Source organism: Chitinophaga sp. (assembly GCF_039596455.1).
Lineage (GTDB): Bacteria > Bacteroidota > Bacteroidia > Chitinophagales > Chitinophagaceae > Chitinophaga.
Genome location: NZ_JBCNJR010000007.1, coordinates 42,504 through 67,677, shown reverse-complemented (window position 1 = coordinate 67,677; position 25,174 = coordinate 42,504). Strand labels below are relative to the sequence as shown.

The following is a 25,174-nucleotide window of genomic DNA, read 5'->3' as shown; positions in this document are numbered from 1 at the left end:
CAATGTTACAACTTTGCATAAAAAGCGCCGTAAGGCATCCACATATATCCGGGAAGAGGCCACAAAAAACCGCCCGGGAAAACCCGGGCGGCAGCGTTTAAAGGTTTGATTTTATGGTAACGATCAGTGGTTGGTTTTTATAAGTTGCCGCGCAGGGCCTGCTCTCTTTCAATGGACTCGAACAGGGCCTTGAAATTGCCCTTCCCAAAAGATTTGGCGCCCTTGCGCTGGATGATCTCGAAAAACACGGTAGGCCTGTCTTGCAGCGGCTTGGTGAAGATCTGCAGCAGGTAACCCTCATCGTCCCGGTCTACCAGGATGCCCAGCTCCTGCAGGGGTTGGATGTCTTCGTCGATCTTCCCTACCCGCTCCAGGAGGGTCTGGTAATAAGAGTCCGGCACAGACAGGAACTCGATGCCCCTTTGCTGCAGCTCGCTCACGGTATGTACAATATCATGGGTGGCAATGGCCACGTGCTGCACGCCCGGAGAGCCGTAGTACTCCAGGTATTCTTCTATCTGGGATTTTTTCTTCCCTTCCGCCGGCTCGTTGATGGGGAATTTGATGCGGCCGTTGCCGTTGCTCATCACCTTGCTCATGAGGGCGGAGTATTCTGTGGAAATGTCCTTGTCATCAAAAGACACCAGGTTGTGGAAACCCATGGTGCTGGCGTAGAAATCTACCCAGGTATTCATTTCGTTCCAGCCTACGTTGCCCACACAATGGTCTACGTACTGCAGGCCGGTTTCCGGAGGGTTGTAACAGCTCTTCCACTCCCGGTAGCCGGGCAGGAAGGGGCCTTTGTAGTTTTTCCTTTCCACGAAGATGTGTACCGTATCTCCATAGGTATGAATACCGCTGCGCACCACTTCGCCGAACTCATCCTTTTCGGTAACCGGCTCCAGGTAAGGCCGGGCGCCCCTTTTCACCGTTTCCTCAAAGGCCAGGCGGGCATCGTCTACCCAGATGGCCAGCACCTTCACGCCGTCTCCGTGCGCATCTACATGGCGGGCAATGTCATTGTCCGGATGCAGGGCGCTGGTGAGCACAAAACGCAGCTTGTTCTGCACCAGTACGTAAGAAGCACGGTCTTTCACCCCGGTTTCAGGGCCGGCATAGGCCTGCGACTGGAAACCGAAGGCCGTTTTGTAGAAATGCGCCGCCTGTTTGGCATTGCCTACGTAAAATTCCACGTAGTCGGTACCGTTAAGCGGCAGAAAATCCTGCTCAGTTTGCGCAGGCTTCGGAATTACGACTGCACTCTTCATAAAAAGATTGTTTTGGTAATGATGGTTTTTGAAAAAAATGCTGGCCTATACTAATTGTAAGGCGTATAAATGTTTGTTGATAAAGTCTATCTCTTCCGGCAATAATTTGACATTGATGGCTTTGGCGTTCTGTACGGCCTGGTCTGCGTTGCGCGCGCCTACCAGGGCCACGGTAATACCTGGGCGTTCAATGGTCCAGCGGATCACCAGCTGCGCCAGGGTAACGTTCTTTTTCTCTGCCAGCGGCTTGATGAGCGCCAGGAAGGCGTTGATGCGGGCAATGTTGTCTGGCTGGTAGAATTTGGTGGTGGGGCGGTGGTCTCCTTCGCTGAAGATATGGCCCGGCTTGATCTTGCCCGTAAGAATGCCGCGCTGCAGCGGGCTGTAAGCCAGTATGCCCTTGTTGTGCTCGATGCACCAGGGCGTTACTTCCTTCTCAATAGTTCTCTCCACCATGCTGAAAGGCACCTGGTTGGAAGCCAGCTTCACCACGCTGTCTGCCCTTTTCATCTGTTCTACGTTATAGTTGCAGACGCCCGCGGCGCGTATCTTGCCCTGCTCCTGCAGGCGCAGTACGGCCTCAAAGGTCTCTTCTATGGGCGTTGTTTCATCTGCCCAATGGATCTGATAGAGGTCAATGTAGTCCGTACGCATGCGGCGCAGGCTGTCTTCACACTCTTTGATGACGCTTTCCTTGCCGGCGTATTTGTAAATTTCAATGTCTTCGTTGTTGTTGTTCTTGCTTTTAACGTTGAATTTACCTTTGGTGCCTTCCCAGGTGAGGCCGAATTTGGTGAGGATCTGCACCTTGTCACGCGCTATGCCTTTCAGGGCTTCGCCCACAATTTCTTCGCTGGTGCCCTGGCCGTAAATAGGGGCCGTATCTATTGAACTAACGCCCATGTCTATAGACGCGCGGATGGCCTCCGTGGCCTCTTTCCGTTCAGTGCCGCCCCACATCCAGCCGCCAATGGCCCATGCGCCGAAGGTGATGGCCGATAATTCCAGATCGCTTTCTCCTAATTTTCTGTATTCCATGCTTATAATTTTTTTCCAAAAGTAGTTATTCCGCCCAGCTCATTACATATTGTTTGTCTTCGATATCCAGCGCCTGCCGTGTGATCTGCAGGGGGTGGAAGGTATCTACCATTACGGCCAGCTCCTTTGTTTCCTTTGCCCCCAGGCTCTTTTCCACGGCGCCGGGGTGCGGCCCGTGCGGAATGCCGGCGGGGTGCAGGGTGATCATGCCGCGGGTTACATGCTTGCGGCTCATAAAATCCCCATCCACATAATACAATACTTCATCACTGTCTATATTGCTATGGTTATACGGCGCGGGCACGGCCAGCGGGTGATAGTCAAAGAGGCGGGGACAGAAGGAGCATACCACGAAGTTGTGGCCCTCAAAGGTCTGGTGTACCGGCGGCGGCTGGTGTACCCGGCCCGTGATGGGCTCAAAGTCGTGAATGGACAGCGCAAAAGGATACTCGCAGCCGTCCCAGCCCACCACATCAAACGGGTGATGCCCGTAGTGGATGGGATACATCACGCCTTTCTTTTTGATGAGGATGGTGAAATCTCCCGCCTGATCGATTGTTTCCAGGTTTTGCGGCTGGCGGATGTCACGCTCGCAGAAAGGCGAGTTTTCCAGCAACTGGCCGTACTGGCTGAGGTAGCGCTTCGGGAAACGGAGCGGACTGAAAGATTCCACAATAAAAAGGCGGTTTTGCGCATTGGAAAACTCCAGCTGGTAAATGGTGCCGCGGGGTATCACCAGGTAATCCCCATACCCGAACTCAATGCGGCCGTATTGCGTGCGCAGTACGCCGCTGCCTTCATGAATGAACAGCAGCTCGTCTGCGTCAGCGTTCTTGTAGAAATAGTCTTTGTTGCCCTGCTGCGGCGCGGCCAGGGAAATATGGCAGTCACTGTTCACCAGTACGGGTTTGCGGCTTTGCAGGTAATCTGCCTGGGGTTGCATATTAAATCCCTGGAAACTGCGGTGCTTCAGCATCTTTTCTTCCGCTACCTCCGGCGTTACGGCGTAAGGCTCCCCTACTTTCACGATTTCTGTAGGCGGGTGGCAGTGGTACAGCAGGGAATAGTGGGAAGAAAACCCCTCCGTGGAAAACAGCTGCTCTGAATACAGGCGGCCGTCTGGCTGGCGGAACTGTGTATGCCGCTTGTGCGGGACCTGCCCCAAAGTATGGTAATGTGGCATAATGGCTTTTTGAATACAACAATTGACTGCGGAAATAGATGCAGCAAACCGGTAACAAGATTGTTATAAACGGGAAACGGAGGACGGGTTATAACGACGAATCCATGGCGAGGGTGGCCATGAGGAAGCAATAGCTGCGCTGGTTCTTATATGTCAGTGAGGAATGCATGTTGTAAACCCAGGTTAAAAGTATGGTTATTTTTTGGAATAGGAGAAAAGATTTTTTGTACATTAGGCAGATACCTATACCTGTTGTCTATGTGGAAACAATTATGCCGCACGGTGGCTGGCAGCCTTGAATTATGCCGGCTTCACTACTCTTCCTGGGCGCAGCCCGGAATGCTGTCCGGACGTATATTCATATTGGCGGGCACCCTGCTTTCATTTGCCATGCTCATTACATTGGCCACCGTGTTGAAACCTGCATGGGCAGATCTCAGTAATGAGAAGATGCTAATTATGCAATGGGGCGGATATGCTTTTAAAACTGGCTTCCAGGCCATGATCATCGGCAGCGGCTTGCTGGCAGCCTATTTCCGCCAACGGATCGGGGAGCACAACGGGGCATTCACCAACTTCGGAACTTTTGTCAAAGCCATCCCGCCCAGAAGCTGGTATTTTTGGCTGCTGGCAACAGCTATAATCTGCCTGATACATTTTATTGCAGTACATGGCTACTTCACACGCTACCGGCAGGATATTAATGCAAGCGTATTCAGACGCGTCAGCAGCAGTACGTATCTCCCCTGGTTTTATGACCTGGTAGACCTGGCAGGAGTAGTTCTGCCCTATCTGTTTGCTGCAATCCTGTACATTAAGACCGCAAACCTGCGTTTTGCCGGCACCTGGCGTCCGGTATTAGCAAGTTTGCTCATTACCGGTTTTGCGGGCAGCACGCTCATATCTGCCGTTTATTTTCAGCTGGAAAGCTTAATATTGAAACCACTGATGTTTTTGGCCAGCAACGAGTGGATAGCTTTTTTTCTAAGTTATTTGCTGCAGGCCGGTATTTACATGAGCTATATGTTATTATCGGCCTTCCTGGTACATGGTGCATTCAGCAGTGCTGAAGACCCCGTAGATTTTGAAGCCGCTACTCATACAGCAGACATCCTTCCGATCCAAGATTAGTCACAAAATTGTCATAATACATCGCGTCCTGACTAGCCCGGACGCCGTAATATATGCGTAGGCGTAGTGGTGGCAAGCATCCTCATCTTTTTAATATTTTCTAATTTTTTCCGGCCCCATTGTATTTTCACTTTAAATGTTACACCTTTGTAACGCAAAAGTCATAAAATCAATAGTGCGTATACACAATTCACATATTATCCGTAATGCTTCCCTCTCCACAGGAGCGTTCAGCACTATTATTACCACCACAACCATTACAACCCCATCGCGGGGTTAATTTTCTCATATCGTCCACCGGCCAGGCAACTGGTACACTCAGGCAAGGGTTGCCTCATTTCTGATTCAATATTCTCTTTTCATGCAAGTTTTAAAATTCGGGGGTACTTCCGTTGGCAGTACCCAGGCTATAGAGCAGGTTTGTAACATCGTAGCGCAATATAAACGTAAAAGCACGCTGGTATTGGTAGTTTCCGCCATGAGCGGCACTACGGACAAACTGATACAGTGCGGGCAGCTGGCCGGCCTGCAGCAGGAGCAATACAAAAGCCTCTTACAGGAAATTGAGGACAGGCACCTGGATACCATCCGCGGCCTGTTCCCCATTACCATGCAGAGCAGCCTGCTCAGCCAGGTGAAAAAACAGCTCAACCAGCTGGAATCCCTGTGTGACGGCATTTTCCAGGTGGGCGAGCTCAGCAAACGCTCGCTGGACAAAATTATGAGCTTTGGGGAGCTGCTTTCCTCCTGGATGGTAGCGGAAAAGCTGAAACAGATGGGCCTCTCCGCCGCCTGGAAAGACAGCCGGGAGCTGATTGCCACAGACGCACAGTTTGGCCATGCCCTGGTAGACTTTGAGGTGACAGACCACCAGATCACCGGCTTCTTCCAGCATCAGAACGCGCATATTGTAGTGCTGCCCGGCTTCATAGCCGCCACTGCAGACAAGGAAACCACCACCCTGGGCCGCGGCGGCTCCGACTATACCGCCGCCATTGTAGCCGCGGCCATGGACGCCAGCGTACTGGAAATATGGACGGACGTAAGCGGCATGATGACGGCAGACCCGCGCCTGGTGCCGCAGGCCATTCCCATCCCGCAGATCTCTTATGAGGAGGCCATGGAGCTTTCCCATTTCGGCGCCAAGGTCATTTACCCGCCCACCATACAGCCGGTGATGAACCGCCGCATCCCCATCTGGATCAAGAACACCTTTGCCGCAGATGATTACGGCACGCTGATACAGGACAACGGCGAAAAAACCTTCCCCGTTACCGGCATCTCCGGCATCCAGAAAATAGCGCTGCTCACCCTGGAGGGCAGCGGCATGGTAGGCATCCCCGGCTTTTCCAAACGGCTCTTTGACGCCCTGCTGCGGGAAAAGGTGAACGTGATACTCATCACCCAAAGCTCGTCAGAGCACTCCATCACCGTGGGCGTGCATGAAGACGATATGCTCAAAGCCAAGGTGGGCATAGACAGCGAGTTTGTGCAGGAGATACACGACAAACGCATAGAACCCCTCATCGTGGAAAAAGACCTGGCCATTGTGGCCGTAGTGGGAGACAATATGAAGAACCATCACGGCATGAGCGGCAAGCTCTTCGGCGCGCTGGGCCGCAACGCCATCAACGTGCGCGCCATAGCCCAGGGCTCTACTGAAAAGAACATCTCCGCCGTGATCAGCAAGAACGACGTGCGCAAGGCGCTCAACGTGATACATGAAGCCTTCTTTGAATCGGAAACCCGGCAGGTGAACGTATTTGTGGCCGGCACGGGCAACGTGGGCGGCAAGCTGCTGGAACAGCTGCAGCTGCAGCAGTCTTACCTGCAAAAAGAGCTGGGCCTGCAGGTGCGCGTAATAGCGCTGGCCAACAGCCGCAAGATGCGTTTTTCCGAAAGCGGCATACAGCTCAATAACTGGAAGGAAGAGCTGGAAGCCGGCCATGAGATGGACCTGGAGCAGTTCATGCAGCGCGTGCAGAACATGAACCTCCGCAACAGCGTGTTTGTAGACAACACCGCCAGTGAAACCGTTGCAGGCGTGTACAGCACCTTTCTGCAGCACGGCATTTCCGTGGTGACCTGCAATAAAATAGCCTGCTCGTCAGAATATGCCAATTATAAAAAGCTGAAAGACCTGGCCCGCAAGTTCAACGCCTCTTTCCTCTTTGAAACCAACGTGGGCGCCGGCCTGCCCGTGATCAATACGCTGAATGACCTGGTGCGCAGCGGAGACAAGGTGCAGACCATAGAAGCCGTACTGAGCGGCAGCCTCAACTTCGTATTCAACAACTTCGTGAACGGCGCCAGCTTCCGTGAAGTGGTGAAAGCCGCGCAAGATGAAGGTTATACGGAACCAGACCCGCGCATAGACCTCAGCGGCAAGGACGTGATGCGCAAAATACTCATACTGGCCAGGGAAAGCGGGGCCGAGCTGGAAATGGAAGACATCGTGAACCATTCCTTCCTGCCCGCCGAAGCCCTGAACGCCAAAGATGTACCCGCCTTTTATGAGCAGCTGGACGTGCATGCCGCGCATTTCGGGAAACTGCTGAAAGACGCCTCAGACAAGGGAGAGCGCCTGAAGTTCGTAGCGCGGTACCACAACGGCGAGGCCTCCGTTGGGCTGCAGTCCGTAGGCCCGCAGCACCCCTTCTACCAGCTGGAAGGGAAAGACAACATTGTGCTTTTCACCACCCACCGCTACTCCGCCCAGCCGCTGATCGTAAAAGGCGCGGGCGCAGGGGCAGACGTAACCGCCTCCGGCATATTTGCTGATATTATCAGAACCGTTCGATAAAAATTATATGAGCCAACAGAACAAACAATCCGTTAAGGTATTTGCCCCCGCCACTGTGGCCAATGTTGCCTGCGGCTTTGACATCATAGGCCTGGCGCTGGAAAGCACGGGAGATGAAATGGAGATACGCCGCAGCCAGACGCCCGGCGTGCGCATTACAAGCATAGAAGGCGCAGACCTTCCGCTGGAGGCCTCCCAGAACGTGGCCGGCGTGGCCCTGCAGGCATTGCTGCAGGAGTACGGACAGCCGGAGCTGGGCCTGGAAGTATCCATCCGCAAGCTGATACAGCCCGGCAGCGGCATTGGCTCCAGCGCGGCCAGCGCGGCCGGGGCCGTGGCCGGCGCCAATATATTGCTGAACAACCACTTTACCCCGGAAGCCTTGGTGCGCTTTGCCATGGAAGGAGAACGCCTGGCCTGCGGCACCCCGCATGCAGACAACGTGGCCCCCGCCATTATGGGCGGCTTCACGCTGGTACGCAGCTACCAGCCGCTTGACGTGGTGCGCCTGCATACGCCGGAAGACCTTTGGGTAACCGTGATACACCCGCAGATAGAGGTGAAGACCTCCGATGCCCGCGGCATTCTCAAACAGCAGGTACTGCTCAAAGACGCCATCCGCCAGTGGGGCAACGTGGGCGCGCTGGTAGCCGGTCTTTACCGGGAAGACTACGCCCTCATCAGCCGCTCCCTGGAAGATGTGATAGTAGAGCCTATACGCGCCATACTCATTCCCGCGTTCTATGACCTGAAGCTGCGCTGCAAAGAGGCCGGCGCCCTGGGCGGCGGTATTTCCGGCAGCGGGCCTTCCGTGTTCATGCTCAGCAAAGGGGAAAACAACGCCCGCGCCGTTGCGGCCATGATGGAAGAAATTTACGCGCCCCTGGGTGTGGATTATAAAATTTATGTGTCCCGGATCAGCACTTCGGGCGTAAAAGAAATTTAGAACATGCAGTATTACAGCTTACAGAACCACCAGCACCGTGTTTCGTTCCGTGAGGCCGTGGTGCGCGGGCTTGCGCCAGACAAAGGCCTGTACTTCCCGGCAGAGATACCGAAGCTGGGAAAAGCGAACTTTATAGACCGGCTGGAAGAATATGACCCGCTCTACATTGCCTTCAAGGCCATTGAGCCATTTGTGGGAGAGGATATACCGGAGCATCACCTCAAGCAGATCATCAAAGAAACCCTTTCGTTCCCCTTTCCCCTGCGTGAAGTGGAAGAGAACGTGTATGCCCTGGAGTTATTCCATGGCCCTACCCTGGCGTTTAAAGACGTAGGCGCCCGCTTCATGGCCGGCTGCCTGGGTTACTTCCGCCGCGGCAGCAGCCAGCCCGTAACCGTGCTGGTAGCCACCTCCGGAGATACCGGCGGCGCCGTGGCCCATGGTTTTTATGACGTACCCGGCGTGGAAGTAGTGATACTCTACCCTTCCGGCAAAGTGAGCGAGCTGCAGGAAAAACAGCTCACCACCCTGGGCCGCAACGTGCGCGCGCTGGAAATCAACGGCACTTTCGACGATTGCCAGCGGATGGTGAAAACCGCTTTCCTGGATGACGAGCTGCAGGCCGCGCGCCCCCTTACCTCCGCCAATTCCATCAACGTGGCCCGCTGGCTGCCGCAGATGTTCTATTACTTTATGGCTTACCGCAAGGTGAAACAGTTCAAGAAAGAAACGGTGGTCTCCGTGCCCAGCGGCAACTTCGGCAACATCTGCTCCGGCATGATGGCCGCCGCCATGGGCCTGCCTATTACGCACTTCGTGGCGTCCACCAATGTGAATGATACGGTGCCCCGCTTCTTCAGCCAGGGCAAATATGAACCGCTGGCCGCCGTGCCCACCCTTTCCAACGCGATGGACGTGGCAGACCCCAGCAATTTTGTGCGCATCCTGCAACTCTTCGCGCAGAACGAAAGAGCGCTGAAAGCCAGTTTGACGGCCTACTCCTTTACAGACGCGGAAACCGTGGCCGCTATGGAAAAGGTGTTCGAAGAACGCCAGTACCTGCTGGAACCGCATGGCGCCGTGGGGTACCTGGGCCTGAAAAAATACATGCAGCAGCACCCCAACCATACCGGTATTTTCCTGGAAACGGCCCACCCGGTGAAGTTCACCAACACCATGCCCGCCAGCCTGGCCGGCAAAGTGAGCATTCCAGACCGTGTGCAGGCCCTGTTCAGCCAGCAAAAACAGGCGGTAAGAATGGACGCGGACTATGCACAGATGAAGGCCTGGCTCATGAAAACGGACTGATGCCGGCATTTTTGTTATGCCGTATTTCTTCCATATGTTTGCGGGTAATGAAATATGTTTTGATAGCACTGGTATTTTTTGCTTCCTGCCGGCCATCCGGGCGGGAGCAAAAAGATGCCGCCGCAGATGCAGATTCCCTGGCTACCGCCATCCGTAATATACGGGCAGACCTGGCCGTGAAGCCCGGCGACCCGGAGCTGCGCGTCTACCTGGCCAACGCCCTGGCCGAACATGGCGAGTACGCCGCGGCAGATAGTGTGGCCGCCCTGCTGGCCAAAGACAGCGCGCAGGCGCACCGTGCGCATTACATCAGGGCGCTGGTAGCCCTTCTCCGGAAAGACACCACCTCCACCATTCAGCACCTTTCCGCCGCCATTGCGCAACAAGGCACGGCCAGTGAGTACGAAGCGGTGATGATGGCGGCAGACCTGCTGCTGGAGCGGGGAGCCGCCAAAGATGCGCTGCCTTACTATCAGCTGGCGTACACCATAGACTCCACTTCCGCAGAAGCCCTGTACGGCGCAGGCCGCAGCCAGCAGCTGCTGGGGCAGCGGCAAAAAGCCCTGGCGCAGTACCAGCAGGCCATACAGGTAAACCCGGCTTTTAGTCCCGCCTATATTGCTTTGGGACAGTTTGAAGAAAACAGCGGTGATACAAAGGCCGCGCTCAACTTCTTCAACCTGGCCGCCAAGGCAGACCCTACTGACGCAGACGCCTTTTACCACCGTGGCAAAACCCTGCTGAAACTGGGCAACCGCGCCGCCGGCATGGACGATCTGACCAAAGCCCTTTCGTTCCGTAAACAATTCCCTGCTGCAAAAGCCCTGCTCGACTCCGCAGTGGCCAACAATTTTCAGTAGGTTTGCATACAGCATAAATCATCAGCCCTTGGAAAAGAGAACACCAATCATTGCCCCCTCATTGCTGGCCGCCAATTTTCTGCAGCTGGAGCAGGAGGTGAACATGATCAACCAGAGCGAGGCCGCCTGGCTCCACCTGGATGTGATGGACGGCCGTTTTGTGCCCAATATCAGCTTTGGCCTGCCCGTGATAGCGCAGGTAGCTAAAGTATGCAAAAAGGTGTGTGACGTGCATTTGATGATAGAAGAGCCGGAGAAGTACACGGAAGCTTTTGCAAAGGCCGGTGCGCAGGTGCTGTCCGTTCATATTGAAGCCTGCCGCCACCTCCACCGCAACATCCAGCAGATCAGGGCGCTGGGCATGAAGGCAGGCGTGGCCGTTAACCCGCACACGCCGGTACAGTTGCTGGAAGATATCATCAGGGATATAGACGTGGTGCTGCTCATGAGCGTAAACCCCGGCTTTGGCGGGCAACACTATATTGAGCATACCTATACCAAGATCAGGCAGGTGAAAGAATTGATCACGGCCGCCGGCTCCGGTGCGCTGATTGAAATAGACGGGGGCGTAACCCTGCAGAATGCCGCCGCCATTGTAGAGGCCGGTGCGGACGTACTGGTGGCGGGCAGCACGGTGTTTGGCTCCAAAGATCCGATGGCTACCATCAGCGCGCTCAAAAATGCGCTTACTGCGCCAGCTGCAAAATAATTTCCTTGCTCAGGGGTTTGGTAAGATAACCCTCTACAAATGTGAACCGGGCTACCCGCTCGCGGTCTTTTTCGTCAATGGAGGAAGTGAGCACGTACACTTTTATTTTACTGGGGAGGGTGCTGCGCACGGCGTCAAACGCTTCCAGGAACTCCCAGCCGTCCATCACCGGCATGTTGAGGTCAAGCAGAATGACGTCTGGCATGGCCTCCGCGTTATGCATATTGGCGCGGATGTGGTCAAGCGCGTCCTGCGCGTCTGAAAAACGGCTGACAGCTTCAGAGATGCTCAATCTGTGCAGCATGATCTCCGTGATCTGCTGGTGAATGGGGTCATCATCTACTATAAAGATCGACTTTAACGGCTTCATAGATTACTATTCGGGTCTGAAGGTAATGATAAATTTGGTTCCTTTACCCAGGCTGCTCTCTGCCACAATACTGCCTCCCATTGCTTCTATCTGGCTTTTGGTGATAAACAGCCCTATTCCTTTTGCGTCTTTGTTCTTGTGAAACGTTTTCCGGAACCCGAACAGCTTGCCTCCGTAACGCTCCAGGTCTATGCCCAGGCCATTGTCTTCCGCGGTAAGCTCCACCACGCCGTCTCCCACCCGGCTCCGGAAATGCACGGTGGGCTTGCGCTCCGGCGAGCGGTACTTGATGGCGTTGGTGAGCAGGTTCTGTAAAATACTGTCCAGGTAAATACGCGGGTATTCGATGTGCGGCGCTTCGGTAAAGTCTGTGGTGATGCGGATGCCGCTGGTCTCGATGTCTACCAGCAGGATGTCTTTCACCTTCTGCAGCCGGTCTGCAAAGGCCAGCCGTTCCTTTTCCACGTTCAGGTCTTTCCGGATCTGCACCACCTCTATCAGGTCGTTCAGGGTTTCATCTATGTTGCGGATCACTTCCTGGAACATGTTGTAGTACAGCTCTTTTTCCTCCTCCCCGTCTGTTTCGCTCATGATCTGCATCAGCGCTTTCATGTTGGCAATGGGCGCGCGCAGGTTGTGGGAGGTGATGTGCGCAAAGTCTTCCAGCTGCTTGTTCTGGTTCACCAGGTATTTGTTGAGGGAAGATAGTTGCTCGTTGGCCTTGCGCAGCTCCCGCTGCATCTTTTTACTGTCTGTAATATTGCGGGTGAAGATGGAGATATTGCCATCCTGCATGGGCGCCAGCAGAAACTCGTACCACTTGTCTGGCACGGGCAGGTAGTTGGAGAAAGACACCGGCGCCTGCAGCTCCATGCACTGCTGCACCCGCGCGTGGAAGGTGGAGCCCACCAGCATGGGGAATACTTCAAAGATGTTTTTGCCGATCACCGTGCCGTGGTCTACAATTTCCTGCGCCTTGCGGTTGATGAAATTCACCTTGCCCTCCTTGTCCATCACGGCGTAGCCCATGTCTATGGTGTCAAAGAAAAGCCGCATCAGCTCCGTGTTGCGGGTGAGCTGGTGTTTTATTTTGTATTGTTCGGTAATGTCCTGGATCACCCCGTAAATACGGATAATACGCCCGTTGCGGTACTCCGGCTTGCCAATAATGCGGGCCTGCAGCAGGTTGGCGCGGGCGGTGTGAACGGTTACCTGCAGGTCAAAGGCCTTGCCTCTTTCCATGCAGGCCGTGAACGCCTGCTCTATTTTTACGCGAGACTCTGCCGAGAAGAAAGACAGGGCCTTTTCCGTGGTCATGGCGGCGTAAGGCGGCAGCTCGTGTATCTTGTAGGTTTGTGCGCTCCAGCGCATGGTGCGGGTCTGCATGTCCAGCTCCCAGCCCCCTATTTTACCTATTTCCCCCGTCTGGGTCAGAAACTCGTGCGTCTTGTTGTTTTCCAGCTCCTGCCGTTTCTTTTCGGTGATGTCATTCACCAGGGCTACAACAATACGGTCTTTGTCTACCGGGTCTTCCACGGGGAACATGGTCAGGTCAAGGAACACCTCCCCTTCCGCACCGCCGGGCTGGCCGGGCAGATAGTCCAGCTTTTTCTCCAGCCGTACCATTTTGCCGTTCTGCAATACCTGGGCAAAGAGGCGGTCCAGCTCAAACAGCTTCGAAAACGGGTCTTGATGCAGCGCTGTGCTGGCCGGGCCTTCCGGCTCCTGCCAGGTGAAAAAGCGGCGCTGCGTCTGGTTCACGCGGCGTATGAAGCCGAAGTTATCGAACTGGATGTAGCCCACCGGCAGGTGCTCTACAATGGTCTGCAGCAGGCGTTCGCTTTTCTCAAGGCTCAGCTGGGCCAGCTTTTTCTCCGTGATCTCGTTGAGGATGAGGAAGAGGCAGGAAATGTTGCCCTGGGCGTCCAGCACCGGGAACCCGGTGGTTTCGTAGTACATGGGGCGGATGCGGGTCACATTATCATGTACCTCTTCCACATAGTGCAGGTACATCTCCTTTTTTACGGGCGCTTTCAGCCTTTGCACTTCCGCCAGCAGGCCGTTCAGGCCGTTCCGGGCGTTGATGGGGTCTTCAAATATATTGTAGGGTTCGTTTTTCACGGCCGGGTGGTCTTCTCCCAGCATGCGGCGCAGGGCGCCGTTCATATTGCGGTGCCTGCCGTCCGGCGTAAGCTCGTGCAGGCCCACGGGCAGGTTCTCCAGCACGCTGCGGAAGAACAGCGCGTTTTCCCTGGCTTCCACCTCGGGCTGTACATTGCGCACCACCATCATCACCATTTCCACATGGCCGTTTTCGCAGCAGAGGGGGCTGTAGCTGGTTTTATAGTGCCGGGAGGGGCTGCCAAAGGTCAATACGGTATTGAAACGCTCTCCCTGCAGGGCGCGCTGCCAGTAATTCAGCAATAGTTCGGCCAGGTGGGGACAGGCATCGCAAATTTTATGGAGGCTGTCTCCCCCTGTCAGTTCAAAGCCCAGGAGTTGACGGTTCTCTTCTGTAAAGGCCCGGTTGACGGCTACCAGCTGTAACTGCCGGTCAAAAACGGCCGCTGGGTCAGGCAAGGCCTCCACTACCTGGTGCAGCAGGGCATTGTTCATGGAGCTCTTCAATTTGGCATAGGCACTTGGAATGAGTGCCAAATGTAACAATTATATTATACAAATTCATGCTATCAGGGAGGGAATGCACTGATTTCAAAAAATTCATATGGCTATTCTTGGGGAGCGTGCCTACTTTAAATATCTTTGAAGCGCAAAACAAACAGACAACTTTTTACGTTAAATTATAGCAGATTAAAAATCAAGTAACAGGATGAAAGTATTAATAATCATGGGCTCAGAGAGCGACAAGCCGGTAATGCAGGAATCTCAGAATTTTTTACAGTTTTTTGGTATTGAAAGTGAACTGGTGGTAGCGTCCGCTCACCGTAACCCTGACAAAGTGCGGGAACTGGTGATCAACGCGCAGCCCCAGGGGTATGGTGTGATTATTGCGGCAGCAGGTATGGCGGCAGCCTTGCCGGGTGTTGTGTCCGCATACACTTCCCTTCCCGTACTGGGCGTTCCCCTGGATGGAGGATTGCCCGGCGGCATAGACGCCCTTTATTCAATTGTACAAATGCCCGCCGGCCTGCCTGTTGGCACCCTGGCAGTAGGAAAGGCCGGCGCCAGGAATGCAGCAGTACTGGCCGCACGTATATTAGCCCTTGGCGACAAGAAGATCGCTGAACGCGTGGAAGCGTTCAAACAGAACGGATACCGGATCTAGCAGCATCTTTTTCACCGGGCCTCCGGGCCCGGTTTTAACAATGTTCAGGTCCGAAATGAAGAAACTTAAATTGAACCGCACTTGACAGAATCTATCATTAACCTTGATAATGTGAACCCCATAGAGTTTTTTGGGGTCAATAACGGAAAACTGGACTTGTTGAAAAAGAAGTTCCCATTGTTAAAGATCCTCAGCCGGGGTACGCAGATAAAGCTCTCTGGCGCCCCGGAAGAAGTGGCCACGGCCAGGGAAAAAATAGGGCAGATTGTCAGTTACCTGGAACGGAACGGGCACCTCAGCGAAAACTATTTTGAGCAAATACTGGGAGACGAAGAAGGGACTGGCGTTGATCATTTCAAAGACCGGAACCCCAACGAAGTATTGGTATTCGGCCCCAACGGCCGCACGGTGCGCGCCAAAACGGCCAACCAGAAAAAAATGGTGGCCCTGGCAGACAAGAACGACATTGTGTTTGCCATAGGCCCTGCCGGTACCGGTAAAACCTATACCGCCGTTGCGCTGGCCGTAAGGGCGCTCAAGAACAAGGCCGTGAGGAAGATCATCCTGACCCGCCCCGCCGTAGAAGCAGGTGAAAGCCTGGGTTTTCTGCCGGGTGACCTGAAAGAGAAGATCGACCCTTACCTGCGCCCCCTGTATGACGCGCTGGACGATATGATCCCCGCAGACAAGCTCAGCTATTTCATGACCAACAGGATCATCGAGATAGCCCCCCTAGCTTACATGCGCGGCCGTACGCTTGACAATGCCTTTATTCTGCTGGACGAAGCGCAGAACTCCACAGACCTGCAGATGAAGATGTTCCTCACACGTATAGGCGCCAATGCAAAGGCCATTATTACCGGAGACCTTACGCAGATAGACTTGCCCAAAAACCAGAAAAGCGGGCTGGGAAGAGCTACCCGTATCCTGAAGAATATTGAAGGCATCGGCTACCTGGAACTGGATGAGGAAGATGTGGTGCGCCACCGGCTGGTAAAGGCCATCATCAAGGCTTACGACGCAAACAAGGAAGATCACAATTAACAGTATATTAACAGCCGTTGTTGTAAGTTGTGCAATTGAGCGATTCCTGCTAATTTTGACAATGACATTATAACTTTAACCTATCAACCACATGAGCTATTACAGGCGAATTGTATATATGGTGTGCGTGTCAGGGGCTATTATTTTCAGCAGCTGCAAAAAGCGGCCTGAACCGCAGGAGGTAGCCCTTGAATTCATGCACGCCATCCAGGAATCGAATTTTGAACGTGCAAAAGAATACGCTACCAAGGAATCACAACAGGTAATACTGCTCTACTCTATTTTTGATGGTAAACGTAACGAGAACGAAAGAGAGAAGATCAAAAATGCCCAGCTTGAAGTAGTAGACCACAAGGAAGAAGGAGACAAAGCTACGGTAACCATCCTCAATTCTTCCGCCAGCCAGCAGGAAACGCTGCAGCTGGTAAAAGAAAGCGGTCAATGGAAAATATCCCTGACACTTGAAAGCATCCTTCCTACCTATGTAGCGCCCGGTACCATGGACATGAACAACATGACCCCGGCAACGGATTCTTCTGCCACCAAATGATATTCCTTTCCCGCGTAAAACAGTAAACCACAAGGCCTTTTACATTTTTTCAAGCAATTCCGGGGTTTGTTCCTTAATTTTGCCGCCGTCAGCAAACCGGCTGCCGCATTCCTGATCAAAATTACCGCGGCCCACGGTTATACGCTGCACGAGATTGTATACTTTTTAAATGAAGCATTGAATGATGACAACGAATCCCTGGCACAATGTGAGCCCTGGCGATAACGCACCCCATGTAGTGACCGGTATTATTGAAATACCCAAAGGCTCCCGCGCCAAATATGAGCTGGACAAGGAAAGTGGATTACTGAAGCTTGACCGAGTATTGTATTCCTCCGTATATTACCCGGCCAACTACGGGTTCATTCCGAAAACTTACTGTGATGACAATGACCCGCTTGACATTCTCATCCTTTCCCAGATAGACTGCGTGCCCCTTTGCATCATGGATGCCAAAGTGATCGGCGTTATGCAGATGATAGACGGCGGGGAAGCGGACGACAAGATCATTGCCGTAGCCGCGCATGACATGAGCATCAATCACATCAACGACATCTCCGAACTGCCGCCGCATTTTATTGAAGAAATGCGCCACTTCTTTGAAGAATACAAAAAGCTGGAAAACAAAACCGTAAAGGTGGAAGAGTTTCAGAACAAGGAGAAGGCTGAACAGATCATCCTGGATGCGTTCAAACTGTATAATACCACTTTTGGTGACAAGAAATAACAAATTTTTGAAATAAGAGAAGGGGCCTGCCATCAAGCGGGCCCCTTTTCTTTCAGGTACTATTTTAACATCGTTTTACCCCCTCTTTCCTTCGCTTCTCCTTCGCTTCACCTTCGCTTCTCGTTCGCTTGAGGGTCGATCAAAGCCCTATGGTAAAATAGTATCAGTTATGCAAACAATCTTTTGATCAGCCGCAGCCGGTGGGTTCTCAACCCGGTATCCGAATTCACGATGCCCTGGTGGTCAATCGGGTCTATCCGCACCTTCCCTGCCGCATGAATGATCTCGTGATCATTGAGCAGCAGGCCTACATGGGTGATCTTCCCCGCCTCGTTGTCAAAAAATGCCAGGTCTCCCGGCTGCGCTTCCTGCAGCAGCCCCACGTCTGCCCCCTGGGTGGCCTGCTGGTAAGCATCCCGCAGCAAGGGAATATTGAGCATTTTATACACGGATTGGGTAAACCCGGAACAATCTACCCCGAAAACGCTTTTTCCGCCCCATAAATAGGCCGTATTCAGGAAGTTGTGGGCAATACCGCTCCAAACCTCCCGAGGCGAAGCAGGGGCCTGCCAGGGTGCAATACCGGCTATGGGCTCCACCCGGTAGTTGCCCCATTGGGGATTGCCCAGCTTCAGCAGGCATCCGTAAGGGATGTGCATGGGCGGGCCGTTGAGATGGATGATGCCTGTCCACTCCGTGGCAATATGGGTGGGCGGGGCCTCAAATTCCTCTAACGTAATGGTTTCCAGGTGGGAATGGGTTACCCATCCTTCGTACCCGTCTGCCTGCAGGCGCACCTTTACCCATCCGTCCGCATTAACTGTTTCTGTTTCAACACATTCCCCGAAAAGCGCCTGGGAAATGATCTCGCTTTTATGGGAGGCTTCCGCCCGCATGGGCATCACGGGCACTATGGTAATTGCAAATGGCATGTTAATTGTTTAAGTAATATGAAGTGCTGGTGAACTTTTGACAAGAAAATGCGTAAATATAAGGTAATAAGCTTATGCACCTTCTGCTAAATAACCTGAATGATAAAGAGCTGTTGTTGCGGATCAGGAAGTTGCAAGACCGCGAAGCGGCCGGCGTACTGCTGGACCGTTACAGCCACCTGCTGGTAGCTACCAGCTTGCCCCGGCTTGGCCCGGAAAACGCGGCGGAGGAAGCTTTCCCGGCGTTGGTCCGCCAGTTGTTTACCCGCCTTCAGTCTTCCTACGGAAAAGTAAGCGATACTATTTATGAAATGGTGCAGTATTACTTCCACAAAGGCAACAAAAATCCGCTGCCATACCCGCCCTCTTCCCCCACAGCCATTCAGCGGCTGGAAAACCGGGTAGACCTTGCAGGCAATAACCCGATAGAAAAAGATACCATTGCCAGCCGCCTGGAAGAAGGGCTGAATACCCTGCAGCCGGAAGAACGCCAGCTGGTAACCCGCTTTTATCTTGAACACCAGTCCCTCCAGGAACTGGCCAGAGCCCAACATACAACAACAGACAAAATCAGGAATCATCTCAGGCAGATACGGAAAAAACTAGCTACTCATTTGATGGATCAGCGCTTATGAACAATCAAACACCCAGGCAGGAACGCATCCTGAAGATATTCACCCCTGTGCGCTGCATGAACAGGGACCAGCTGCTGCGGTACCAGCGCGGACAGATGACCGCTGTGGAAAAGCACCTGATAGAGCAGCATATGGTAGACTGTGACCTCTGCCATCATGCCCTGCTGGCGCTTGAAAACCCGAAGAACCATGAACCTTATGACCGGCTCAGCCAGCAGCTCAGCCTGTTCATACAACGGGAATATGCACCGGCGCCGAAGCAGCAGAAGCAGCAGGTGCGGCCGGCGCGCCAGGTGATGAGCCGGGAAAGCCTGCTTTCCTATTTCTGGGTGATCATGTTCATTGTTATTGGCGGCGGCAGCGTGTTCCTGCTGCAGCAGCACCTGAAAAACCGCCCCGCCTTTCCATTGCTACCCGCCAGGGCGGCAGAAGCGCTGGTAATACCGCCCGCCCCCCAACCTGCCGCAGCCGTTTCAGCCGCGCCGCCGGAAGAAAAAAAGACCACGCCCGTTATACAGACCCACTATGGCAACCGGGACACCGTTCAGCGCCGGGTGGCCGCGCTCAGCGCCAAAGATTCCGCGCAGCTGAAGAAAAAACCCGCCAAAGATACCGTACGCAAGTCAACACCAGACTCCAATGCCCGCGTGGCCCTGAAGGCGCCACAGCCTCCCGTGGCCAAAGACACGCCCAAGCCCAAAACAGAGAAGCTGGCCGTGAACACAACGCCTATCCAGCAGGAGCAGCCACCGGCTAAAGAAACGGAGGAAGAAAAAAAGGCAGAAGAAGCACCCCGCCCCGCCCCGCCTGTTAGCGGAGAAGAGGCCATGTACCGCGCCGCCATGCAGCTGAAGCAGCAGGGAGACGTAAACGGCGCTATTAACCAGCTCAAAAAACTTTCTGGCAACAACCGTTACGAAGAGCGCGTAAAATACCAGCTGGCCATCCTGTACCGCAACAAAGGCCAGAACGGCAAGGCCCGCCGGCTGCTGAAAGACGTGGTAAAAATGGACGGCAACCTCAAAGCGCAGGCCCAGGCCGAGCTGAGCAATATGAACTAACGGTGCCGGCCATACGGCCCTAAAAACTTTTATGGAATTTGCCCCGGCGCGCATCTTTACAGAGAACGCTATCTTTACACTGTGAACTATCCCAGCGAACAACAACTGACAGACCAGGAACTGCTGCAGCGGTACAAAACTGACGGCAACAGCAACTGGATAGGCATATTATTCGACCGTTACGCCATTCTGCTACTGGGTTTGTGCATGAAATACCTGAAAAACGAAGAAGACGCAAGAGACAGTGTGCAGCAGATCTTCCTGAAGGTACTGTCTGACATTCACAAGCACGATGTGGTGTATTTCAAGGCCTGGATCTACCAGGTGGCGCGCAACCATTGCCTGATGCAATTGCGCCACCATAAGGATGTGGAGCTGAAAGAAAGCCATATGCCCGGCGCGGCGGAAATAGAAGACCACTCCGGGCATGTGCAGAAAGACCTGCTGCTGGAAAACATGCAGGCCGCCATGGCGCTGCTGAACGATGAGCAACGCACCTGCGTTCGCCTCTTCTACCTGGAAAAGAAAAGCTACCAGGAAATTGCCGACGAAACGGGGTATAGCCTGCTGCAGGTAAAAAGCTACATCCAGAACGGCAAACGCAACCTGAAATTATTATTGGAAAAGTATAGTAAAAATAAGCGCTAACTTGCATTAGCGAAAGCATAATTATGAACGATCATTTCGCCGATATCTTCACCGAAACCGCATGTCCTACGCAGGAGCAGCTACTGGCCTACGTAGAAGGCAAGCTCAGTGCCGCTGAGCGCCACCGTGTGGAAATGCACCTGCAGGATTGCGATCTTTGCAGCGAAGCGGTGGAAGGTTTACAGGCCATTACGCAGAAAGACCAGATACCCGGCTGGCTGCGGGAAGCCAAATGGAACGTGCTGAAGAAGCTGCGCAGGAAAAACCACACCCGCCGCAAGCAGGATTTTTACCTGTTTATCGGAATTGTGGCGCTGGTGGTGATATTGCTGGCTATTGCGCTGTATTGGGGGTATCATTTTTCGAGGTAGGGCAAAAAAAAATCCTTCTTAAAGAAGGATTTCAGATTATTATCTGGTAAGCAATTCTTTGGGCAAGCCCCATTTGTTCAGGACCTCTGCGGCGGCTTCTGCCTTTTTTACAAAGTATTCTTCTTTGCTATAGTCTTTCATGGACTCGCAAACCGTTACTCCGCTCTTTTTAAGCTCTTTTTCTTTTTTCTTTTTGAAGAAGCTGAAAAGCATAAAAATTCTGTTTAGATGTTTTAAAATTAGCACTATTTTTTGATAACCAGAAAAGCCTGGTAATTTACGCCGCGCTGGAAGCGGTGCCATCCGTCATCCAGGAGGCCGAACAGGTAAAAAATCAAGAGGTAATCAATACGGAGAAATTACCCGATATGCGGATATTGTCAACACATCACTTCATTAATACAAATGTTTATCCCCTTTCTTCGCCCACATGGCAAACACTTCCCTGGCCGCTTCCGTGGGCATGGGAATGAAAGGTATCTTCTTCTGCCCGTGGGGCACTTCTATTTCATGATAAATGAAGGAATCATCAAAAGCAATGGCCGCCGCCTCTTCTTTGGTGTTGGCAAAATATACGCGTAGCGGGCGGGCCCAGTAGATGGCGCCCAGGCACATGGGGCAGGGCTCGCAGGAGGTGAATATTTCGCAGTCTGTGAGCTGGAAGGTATCCAGGCGGGCGCAGGCATCACGGATGGCCACCACTTCCGCGTGCGCGGTGGGATCATTATGGGCCAGCACCTGGTTCCACCCTTCACCGACAATTTCTTCGCCCTTCACCACAATAGCACCGAAGGGGCCGCCGTCTCCTCCCTCCATCCCTTTTTTGGACAGCTCCACGGCCATGGCCATGAACTTTCTTTCCCTTTCTCCTATCTGCATATGCTTTTCATTTTTATGGTATAACGCTGTACACAAAAGTATTGTTTTATGCGCATACCGGCGGCTTCTCCGGGCAGCAGGCCTCACCGTACAGGTAAAGGCGCAGAGCGGGTTGCCCCACGCCCTTCCTGCAGGCCTTTTAACCCCCATTTCCTACAACACAGCGTTTAACATGGCAGGCAAAACACCTCCGGATAATTGTATGCAGACAAAGGAGCGAAAAGTATGGTGATAAGGAAAATGCAGGTGATGGTCAGCCGGTACTACGGGAACGCTTGTACGATCAGTAAAAGTACGGCTGCTGCGAGGGCACGCGCACAGGCGGCTACGGAGCGCCCCGGTGTTGATCGTTTTCATAGGTTTCAGGTTCTGGTTATGCGGGCAGCTGATCCACACGGTTAACGGCCGGCCCGGCTGCAATATAAGGGGATAAATCAGATTAAACAATATTTTAATTTATATATCCCTGCAAGGGCTTGAGACTGATCGTCTTGGGGAAAAAAAAATCCCGGGTGAAGAATCACCCGGGCATTACCTGTAACTGTATATCGTCGTATTTAAGAATAGAAATGTTAATTGTTCCTGATCACCACCACCCCGTCAAACACGTCTATGAGCACGGGTTTGGTTTTGTCTATATCCCCCGCAAGGATCTTTTTGCTGAGGAGGTTCACTATCTCTTTCTGGATCAGGCGCTTCAACGGTCTTGCACCGAATTGCGGGTCGTAACCCTGTTCTGCCAGGTAGTCCAGCGCATAATCGGAAAAATCCAATATCATGCCATTCTTTGCTACCAGGTCTTTCAATTGTTGTAATTGTATGTTAATTATTCCCCTCACTTCCGAGCGCAGCAGCGGCTGGAACATGATCACTTCATCTACCCTGTTCAGGAACTCGGGGCGGATGGTCTGTTTCAGCAGGTTCATCACCTGTTCTTTGGTAGCGTCTACCACTTCCTCCCGGTTGCCTTCGTTGATCTTCTCGAAGTTTTCCTGTATGATATGGCTGCCCATGTTGCTGGTCATGATAATGATGGTGTTCTTGAAGTTCACCACGCGGCCTTTGTTGTCTGTAAGACGGCCATCGTCCAGCACCTGCAGCAGTATGTTGAATACGTCAGGATGGGCTTTTTCGATCTCGTCCAGCAGCACCACGCTGTAAGGTTTACGGCGAACGGCCTCAGTGAGTTGCCCGCCCTCATCGTAGCCTACATATCCCGGAGGCGCGCCTACGAGGCGGCTTACGGCGTGTTTCTCCTGGTACTCGCTCATGTCTATGCGCGTCATCATGCTTTCATCATCAAAGAGAAAGTCTGCCAGGGCTTTTGCCAGCTCCGTTTTACCTACCCCGGTGGTACCCAGGAAGATGAAGGAACCGATGGGGCGTTTGGGGTCATGCAGGCCGGCGCGGCTTCTGCGGATGGCGTCTGCCACGGCCACAATGGCCTCATCCTGCCCTACCACCCGCTTGTGTAGCTCGTCTTCCAGGTGCAGGAGCTTGTCCCGCTCGCTTTGCAGCATTTTAGTAACCGGTATGCCGGTAGCTTTTGCCACATTTTCAGCAATGTCTTCCGCATCCACCTCTTCCTTTAACAATCTTTTATGACTGGCGGAATGCGTGATCAGTTCCGTGGAAAGATCTGCCACAATTTTTTCCTGCTCCTTTATTTTGCCATAGCGTATTTCCGCCACGCGCCCGAAGTCGCCGTTACGTTCAGCCTGCTCGGCTTCCAGCTTCAGTTCTTCTATGGCGGCTTTGGCGTTCTGCACTTTATCTACCAGCTCTTTCTCCTGCTGCCATTTGGATTTGAAGGTGTTGCGCTCTTCGCTCAGGCGCGCTATTTCCGCACCCAGCTCACGCAGCTTGTCTTCATCATTCTCACGTTTAATCGCTTCGCGCTCAATTTCCAGCTGGCGGATGCGGCGTTCCAGCTCGTCCAGCTCCTCCGGCATGGAATTCATTTCCAGCCGCAGCTTGGCCGCGCTTTCGTCTATCAGGTCAATAGCCTTGTCCGGCAGGAAACGGTCTGTGATATACCGGTGAGACAGTTCCACGGCGGCAATGATAGCCTCGTCGCGGATCAGCACGTGGTGGTGGTTCTCATATCTTTCCTTGAGCCCACGGAGAATGCTGATGGCATCTTCCGTGCTGGGCTCATCTATCAGTACTTTCTGGAAACGGCGTTCCAGGGCTTTATCTTTCTCGAAATATTTCTGGTATTCGTTGAGGGTGGTGGCGCCTATGGCCCGCAGCTCCCCTCTTGCCAGCGCGGGCTTGAGTATGTTGGCCGCGTCCATAGCCCCTTCCATGGCGCCTGCGCCAATGAGGGTATGTATCTCGTCTATAAAAAGGATAATATCTCCGTTGCTGTCTCCCACTTCCTTCACCACGGCTTTCAGTCTTTCTTCAAACTCGCCGCGGTATTTGGCGCCGGCCATCAGCGCGCCCATATCCAGGGCGTAGATGGTTTTATTATGCAGGTTGTCCGGCACGTCACCATTGATAATACGGTGCGCCAGGCCTTCTGCAATGGCGGTTTTACCCACGCCCGGCTCACCCACCAGTATGGGGTTGTTCTTGGAGCGGCGGGAAAGGATGTGCAGCGTTCTGCGTATTTCCTCATCACGGCCTATCACGGGGTCCAGCTTGCCCGCCCGCGCCAGTTCATTGAGGTTCTTAGCGTATTTCTCCAGGCTGTTGTATTGGGCGTCAGCAGTTTGGGAGTTGACGGTGCCGCCTTTGCGCAGCTCCGTGATGGCGGCTTTCAGTCCTTTTTCCGTAAGACCGGCGGCCTTCAGCTGTTTGGCCGTATCATCACTGCCGCCCAGGAGGCCCAGCAAAATATGCTCTACGCTCACAAACTCATCTTTAAACTCCTTGATGCTGGCGCCGGCGCGCAGCAGGGCATTGTTGGCCTCACGGCTCAGCACCTGGCCGCCCTCCCCGCTGCCAATGGCGGGGTATTGCTGCAGCTGCTCGTTGAGCTTGCCCTCCAGGAAGCCGGTGTTCACATCGTTCTTCTTCAGCAGGTATTCTATGCTGTTATCATTGTCTTGCAGCAGGGCTTTCAATATATGGCCGGTCTCAATAGCCTGGTTGCGGTGATTGAAGGCCAGCTGCTGCGCCTGCTGCAGCGTTTCCTGTGATTTTATGGTAAAGTTGTTCAGGTTCATGTCTGTTTTCTTTTGTCTCCTTTTAGGTTAACGATTGGATTTTTGATTTGTTTACCCCTGATCAAATGTTACACCACGGTATGTTAACAGCTATAATGGCAGAAACCGGCCGTTGCAACTGCATTATTTTCAGCCTATATATTAAAAAACTGCTATTTTGTCTATTTGAGCCTCCGATAGTTGAACCAACCCCGGTATTCCCTGTTATATAATCTGTTCGGGACCTGTCATTTTATTCTATCCATGCATAAC

At 53.2% G+C, this 25,174-nt stretch carries 23 protein-coding genes; 14 read left to right on the top strand and 9 right to left on the bottom strand.

Going from position 1 to position 25,174, the window contains the following annotated elements:
* Positions 1-137: 137 nt before the first annotated feature.
* Genes hppD through ABDW36_RS19635 form a run of 3 tightly spaced genes read right to left on the bottom strand, consistent with a single transcriptional unit; the run spans position 138 to position 3,489 of the window.
* Positions 138-1,268 (bottom strand): 4-hydroxyphenylpyruvate dioxygenase, encoded by a 1,131-nt coding sequence (gene hppD, locus ABDW36_RS19645; RefSeq protein WP_343703623.1) that lies wholly within the window; start codon positions 1,266-1,268, stop codon positions 138-140.
* 45 nt (positions 1,269-1,313) lie between these two features.
* Positions 1,314-2,306: an aldo/keto reductase gene (locus tag ABDW36_RS19640; RefSeq protein ID WP_343703622.1), complete on the bottom strand. Its 993-nt coding sequence runs from the start codon at positions 2,304-2,306 to the stop codon at positions 1,314-1,316.
* A 25-nt stretch (positions 2,307-2,331) separates the two neighbouring features.
* Positions 2,332-3,489, bottom strand: coding sequence for a homogentisate 1,2-dioxygenase (locus ABDW36_RS19635; RefSeq protein WP_343703621.1), 1,158 nt, complete (start codon positions 3,487-3,489; stop codon positions 2,332-2,334).
* A gap of 390 nt (positions 3,490-3,879) precedes the next feature.
* Here ABDW36_RS19635 and ABDW36_RS19630 point away from each other — a divergent pair, with 390 nt between their 5' ends.
* The 6 genes from ABDW36_RS19630 (at position 3,880) to rpe (ending at position 11,246) form a co-directional block, all read left to right on the top strand.
* Positions 3,880-4,620, top strand: a complete 741-nt coding sequence (locus ABDW36_RS19630) for a hypothetical protein (RefSeq protein ID WP_343703620.1) — start codon at positions 3,880-3,882, stop codon at positions 4,618-4,620.
* A 361-nt stretch (positions 4,621-4,981) separates the two neighbouring features.
* On the top strand, positions 4,982-7,423 hold the full coding sequence (gene thrA, locus ABDW36_RS19625; RefSeq protein ID WP_343703619.1) for a bifunctional aspartate kinase/homoserine dehydrogenase I: 2,442 nt from the start codon (positions 4,982-4,984) through the stop codon (positions 7,421-7,423).
* Positions 7,424-7,430: 7 nt separating this feature from the next.
* Positions 7,431-8,369 carry a homoserine kinase gene (locus tag ABDW36_RS19620; RefSeq protein WP_343703618.1) on the top strand — a complete coding sequence of 313 codons (939 nt, stop codon included), beginning with the start codon at positions 7,431-7,433 and terminating at the stop codon, positions 8,367-8,369.
* A gap of 3 nt (positions 8,370-8,372) precedes the next feature.
* The gene (gene thrC, locus ABDW36_RS19615) at positions 8,373-9,677 is read left to right on the top strand and encodes a threonine synthase (protein WP_343703617.1); all 1,305 of its coding nucleotides are present in this window, start codon (positions 8,373-8,375) and stop codon (positions 9,675-9,677) included.
* Between the two features lie 47 nt (positions 9,678-9,724).
* Entirely contained in the window at positions 9,725-10,537 is an 813-nt protein-coding gene (locus ABDW36_RS19610; RefSeq protein ID WP_343703616.1) for a tetratricopeptide repeat protein, read from the top strand.
* 28 nt (positions 10,538-10,565) lie between these two features.
* Positions 10,566-11,246 carry a ribulose-phosphate 3-epimerase gene (rpe, locus tag ABDW36_RS19605; protein ID WP_343703615.1) on the top strand — a complete coding sequence of 227 codons (681 nt, stop codon included), beginning with the start codon at positions 10,566-10,568 and terminating at the stop codon, positions 11,244-11,246.
* Here rpe and ABDW36_RS19600 read toward each other — a convergent pair.
* Together ABDW36_RS19600 and ABDW36_RS19595 are read right to left on the bottom strand one after the other, a co-directional pair.
* On the bottom strand, positions 11,224-11,616 hold the full coding sequence (locus tag ABDW36_RS19600) for a response regulator (protein ID WP_343703614.1): 393 nt from the start codon (positions 11,614-11,616) through the stop codon (positions 11,224-11,226). The two genes, rpe and ABDW36_RS19600, sit on opposite strands and share 23 nt — an antisense overlap.
* Positions 11,617-11,622: 6 nt before the next feature.
* A complete protein-coding gene (locus ABDW36_RS19595; protein ID WP_343703613.1) occupies positions 11,623-14,274 on the bottom strand; it encodes a PAS domain-containing protein in 2,652 nt (883 codons plus the stop codon).
* A 172-nt stretch (positions 14,275-14,446) separates the two neighbouring features.
* On the opposite strand from ABDW36_RS19595, the gene purE reads away from it, so the two are divergent.
* The 4 genes from purE to ABDW36_RS19575 all read left to right on the top strand — a co-directional run bounded on the left by purE (position 14,447) and on the right by ABDW36_RS19575 (position 17,223).
* Positions 14,447-14,902 (top strand): 5-(carboxyamino)imidazole ribonucleotide mutase, encoded by a 456-nt coding sequence (gene purE, locus ABDW36_RS19590; RefSeq protein WP_119079726.1) that lies wholly within the window; start codon positions 14,447-14,449, stop codon positions 14,900-14,902.
* 81 nt (positions 14,903-14,983) lie between these two features.
* On the top strand, positions 14,984-15,946 hold the full coding sequence (locus ABDW36_RS19585; RefSeq protein ID WP_343703612.1) for a PhoH family protein: 963 nt from the start codon (positions 14,984-14,986) through the stop codon (positions 15,944-15,946).
* A gap of 91 nt (positions 15,947-16,037) precedes the next feature.
* The gene (locus tag ABDW36_RS19580; protein ID WP_343703611.1) at positions 16,038-16,496 is read left to right on the top strand and encodes a DUF4878 domain-containing protein; all 459 of its coding nucleotides are present in this window, start codon (positions 16,038-16,040) and stop codon (positions 16,494-16,496) included.
* Positions 16,497-16,677: 181 nt separating this feature from the next.
* The gene (locus ABDW36_RS19575; protein ID WP_343703610.1) at positions 16,678-17,223 is read left to right on the top strand and encodes an inorganic diphosphatase; all 546 of its coding nucleotides are present in this window, start codon (positions 16,678-16,680) and stop codon (positions 17,221-17,223) included.
* A 167-nt stretch (positions 17,224-17,390) separates the two neighbouring features.
* Here ABDW36_RS19575 and ABDW36_RS19570 read toward each other — a convergent pair whose 3' ends face one another.
* Positions 17,391-18,155 carry a C40 family peptidase gene (locus ABDW36_RS19570; RefSeq protein WP_343703609.1) on the bottom strand — a complete coding sequence of 255 codons (765 nt, stop codon included), beginning with the start codon at positions 18,153-18,155 and terminating at the stop codon, positions 17,391-17,393.
* A gap of 74 nt (positions 18,156-18,229) precedes the next feature.
* On the opposite strand from ABDW36_RS19570, the gene ABDW36_RS19565 reads away from it, so the two are divergent.
* From ABDW36_RS19565 to ABDW36_RS19550, 4 genes are all read left to right on the top strand, one after another.
* Positions 18,230-18,790: a sigma factor-like helix-turn-helix DNA-binding protein gene (locus ABDW36_RS19565; RefSeq protein ID WP_343703608.1), complete on the top strand. Its 561-nt coding sequence runs from the start codon at positions 18,230-18,232 to the stop codon at positions 18,788-18,790.
* Entirely contained in the window at positions 18,787-19,851 is a 1,065-nt protein-coding gene (locus tag ABDW36_RS19560) for a hypothetical protein (RefSeq protein WP_343703607.1), read from the top strand. Before ABDW36_RS19565 ends, ABDW36_RS19560 begins: the two co-directional genes overlap by 4 nt.
* An 81-nt stretch (positions 19,852-19,932) precedes the next feature.
* Positions 19,933-20,499 carry a sigma-70 family RNA polymerase sigma factor gene (locus tag ABDW36_RS19555; protein ID WP_343703606.1) on the top strand — a complete coding sequence of 189 codons (567 nt, stop codon included), beginning with the start codon at positions 19,933-19,935 and terminating at the stop codon, positions 20,497-20,499.
* 23 nt (positions 20,500-20,522) lie between these two features.
* On the top strand, positions 20,523-20,870 hold the full coding sequence (locus ABDW36_RS19550; protein WP_343703605.1) for a zf-HC2 domain-containing protein: 348 nt from the start codon (positions 20,523-20,525) through the stop codon (positions 20,868-20,870).
* Positions 20,871-20,909: 39 nt separating this feature from the next.
* Here ABDW36_RS19550 and ABDW36_RS19545 read toward each other — a convergent pair whose 3' ends face one another.
* The 3 genes from ABDW36_RS19545 to clpB all read right to left on the bottom strand — a co-directional run bounded on the left by ABDW36_RS19545 (position 20,910) and on the right by clpB (position 24,922).
* Positions 20,910-21,173 (bottom strand): hypothetical protein, encoded by a 264-nt coding sequence (locus ABDW36_RS19545; RefSeq protein WP_343703604.1) that lies wholly within the window; start codon positions 21,171-21,173, stop codon positions 20,910-20,912.
* A 93-nt stretch (positions 21,174-21,266) separates the two neighbouring features.
* A complete protein-coding gene (locus ABDW36_RS19540) occupies positions 21,267-21,749 on the bottom strand; it encodes a deaminase (RefSeq protein WP_343703603.1) in 483 nt (160 codons plus the stop codon).
* A 572-nt stretch (positions 21,750-22,321) separates the two neighbouring features.
* Positions 22,322-24,922, bottom strand: a complete 2,601-nt coding sequence (gene clpB, locus ABDW36_RS19535; RefSeq protein WP_343703602.1) for an ATP-dependent chaperone ClpB — start codon at positions 24,920-24,922, stop codon at positions 22,322-22,324.
* Positions 24,923-25,174: the final 252 nt, after the last annotated feature.

Coding starts and splice junctions, on each gene's coding strand:
- hppD (WP_343703623.1), bottom strand. CDS start 1,268: ATGAAGAGTGCAGTCGTAATTCCGAAGCCTGCGCAAACTGAGCAGGAT.
- ABDW36_RS19640 (WP_343703622.1), bottom strand. CDS start 2,306: ATGGAATACAGAAAATTAGGAGAAAGCGATCTGGAATTATCGGCCATC.
- ABDW36_RS19635 (WP_343703621.1), bottom strand. CDS start 3,489: ATGCCACATTACCATACTTTGGGGCAGGTCCCGCACAAGCGGCATACA.
- ABDW36_RS19630 (WP_343703620.1), top strand. CDS start 3,880: ATGCTCATTACATTGGCCACCGTGTTGAAACCTGCATGGGCAGATCTC.
- thrA (WP_343703619.1), top strand. CDS start 4,982: ATGCAAGTTTTAAAATTCGGGGGTACTTCCGTTGGCAGTACCCAGGCT.
- ABDW36_RS19620 (WP_343703618.1), top strand. CDS start 7,431: ATGAGCCAACAGAACAAACAATCCGTTAAGGTATTTGCCCCCGCCACT.
- thrC (WP_343703617.1), top strand. CDS start 8,373: ATGCAGTATTACAGCTTACAGAACCACCAGCACCGTGTTTCGTTCCGT.
- ABDW36_RS19610 (WP_343703616.1), top strand. CDS start 9,725: ATGAAATATGTTTTGATAGCACTGGTATTTTTTGCTTCCTGCCGGCCA.
- ABDW36_RS19600 (WP_343703614.1), bottom strand. CDS start 11,616: ATGAAGCCGTTAAAGTCGATCTTTATAGTAGATGATGACCCCATTCAC.
- purE (WP_119079726.1), top strand. CDS start 14,447: ATGAAAGTATTAATAATCATGGGCTCAGAGAGCGACAAGCCGGTAATG.
- ABDW36_RS19580 (WP_343703611.1), top strand. CDS start 16,038: ATGAGCTATTACAGGCGAATTGTATATATGGTGTGCGTGTCAGGGGCT.
- ABDW36_RS19575 (WP_343703610.1), top strand. CDS start 16,678: ATGATGACAACGAATCCCTGGCACAATGTGAGCCCTGGCGATAACGCA.
- ABDW36_RS19570 (WP_343703609.1), bottom strand. CDS start 18,155: ATGCCATTTGCAATTACCATAGTGCCCGTGATGCCCATGCGGGCGGAA.
- ABDW36_RS19565 (WP_343703608.1), top strand. CDS start 18,230: ATGCACCTTCTGCTAAATAACCTGAATGATAAAGAGCTGTTGTTGCGG.
- ABDW36_RS19560 (WP_343703607.1), top strand. CDS start 18,787: ATGAACAATCAAACACCCAGGCAGGAACGCATCCTGAAGATATTCACC.
- ABDW36_RS19550 (WP_343703605.1), top strand. CDS start 20,523: ATGAACGATCATTTCGCCGATATCTTCACCGAAACCGCATGTCCTACG.
- ABDW36_RS19545 (WP_343703604.1), bottom strand. CDS start 21,173: ATGGCACCGCTTCCAGCGCGGCGTAAATTACCAGGCTTTTCTGGTTAT.
- ABDW36_RS19540 (WP_343703603.1), bottom strand. CDS start 21,749: ATGCAGATAGGAGAAAGGGAAAGAAAGTTCATGGCCATGGCCGTGGAG.
- clpB (WP_343703602.1), bottom strand. CDS start 24,922: ATGAACCTGAACAACTTTACCATAAAATCACAGGAAACGCTGCAGCAG.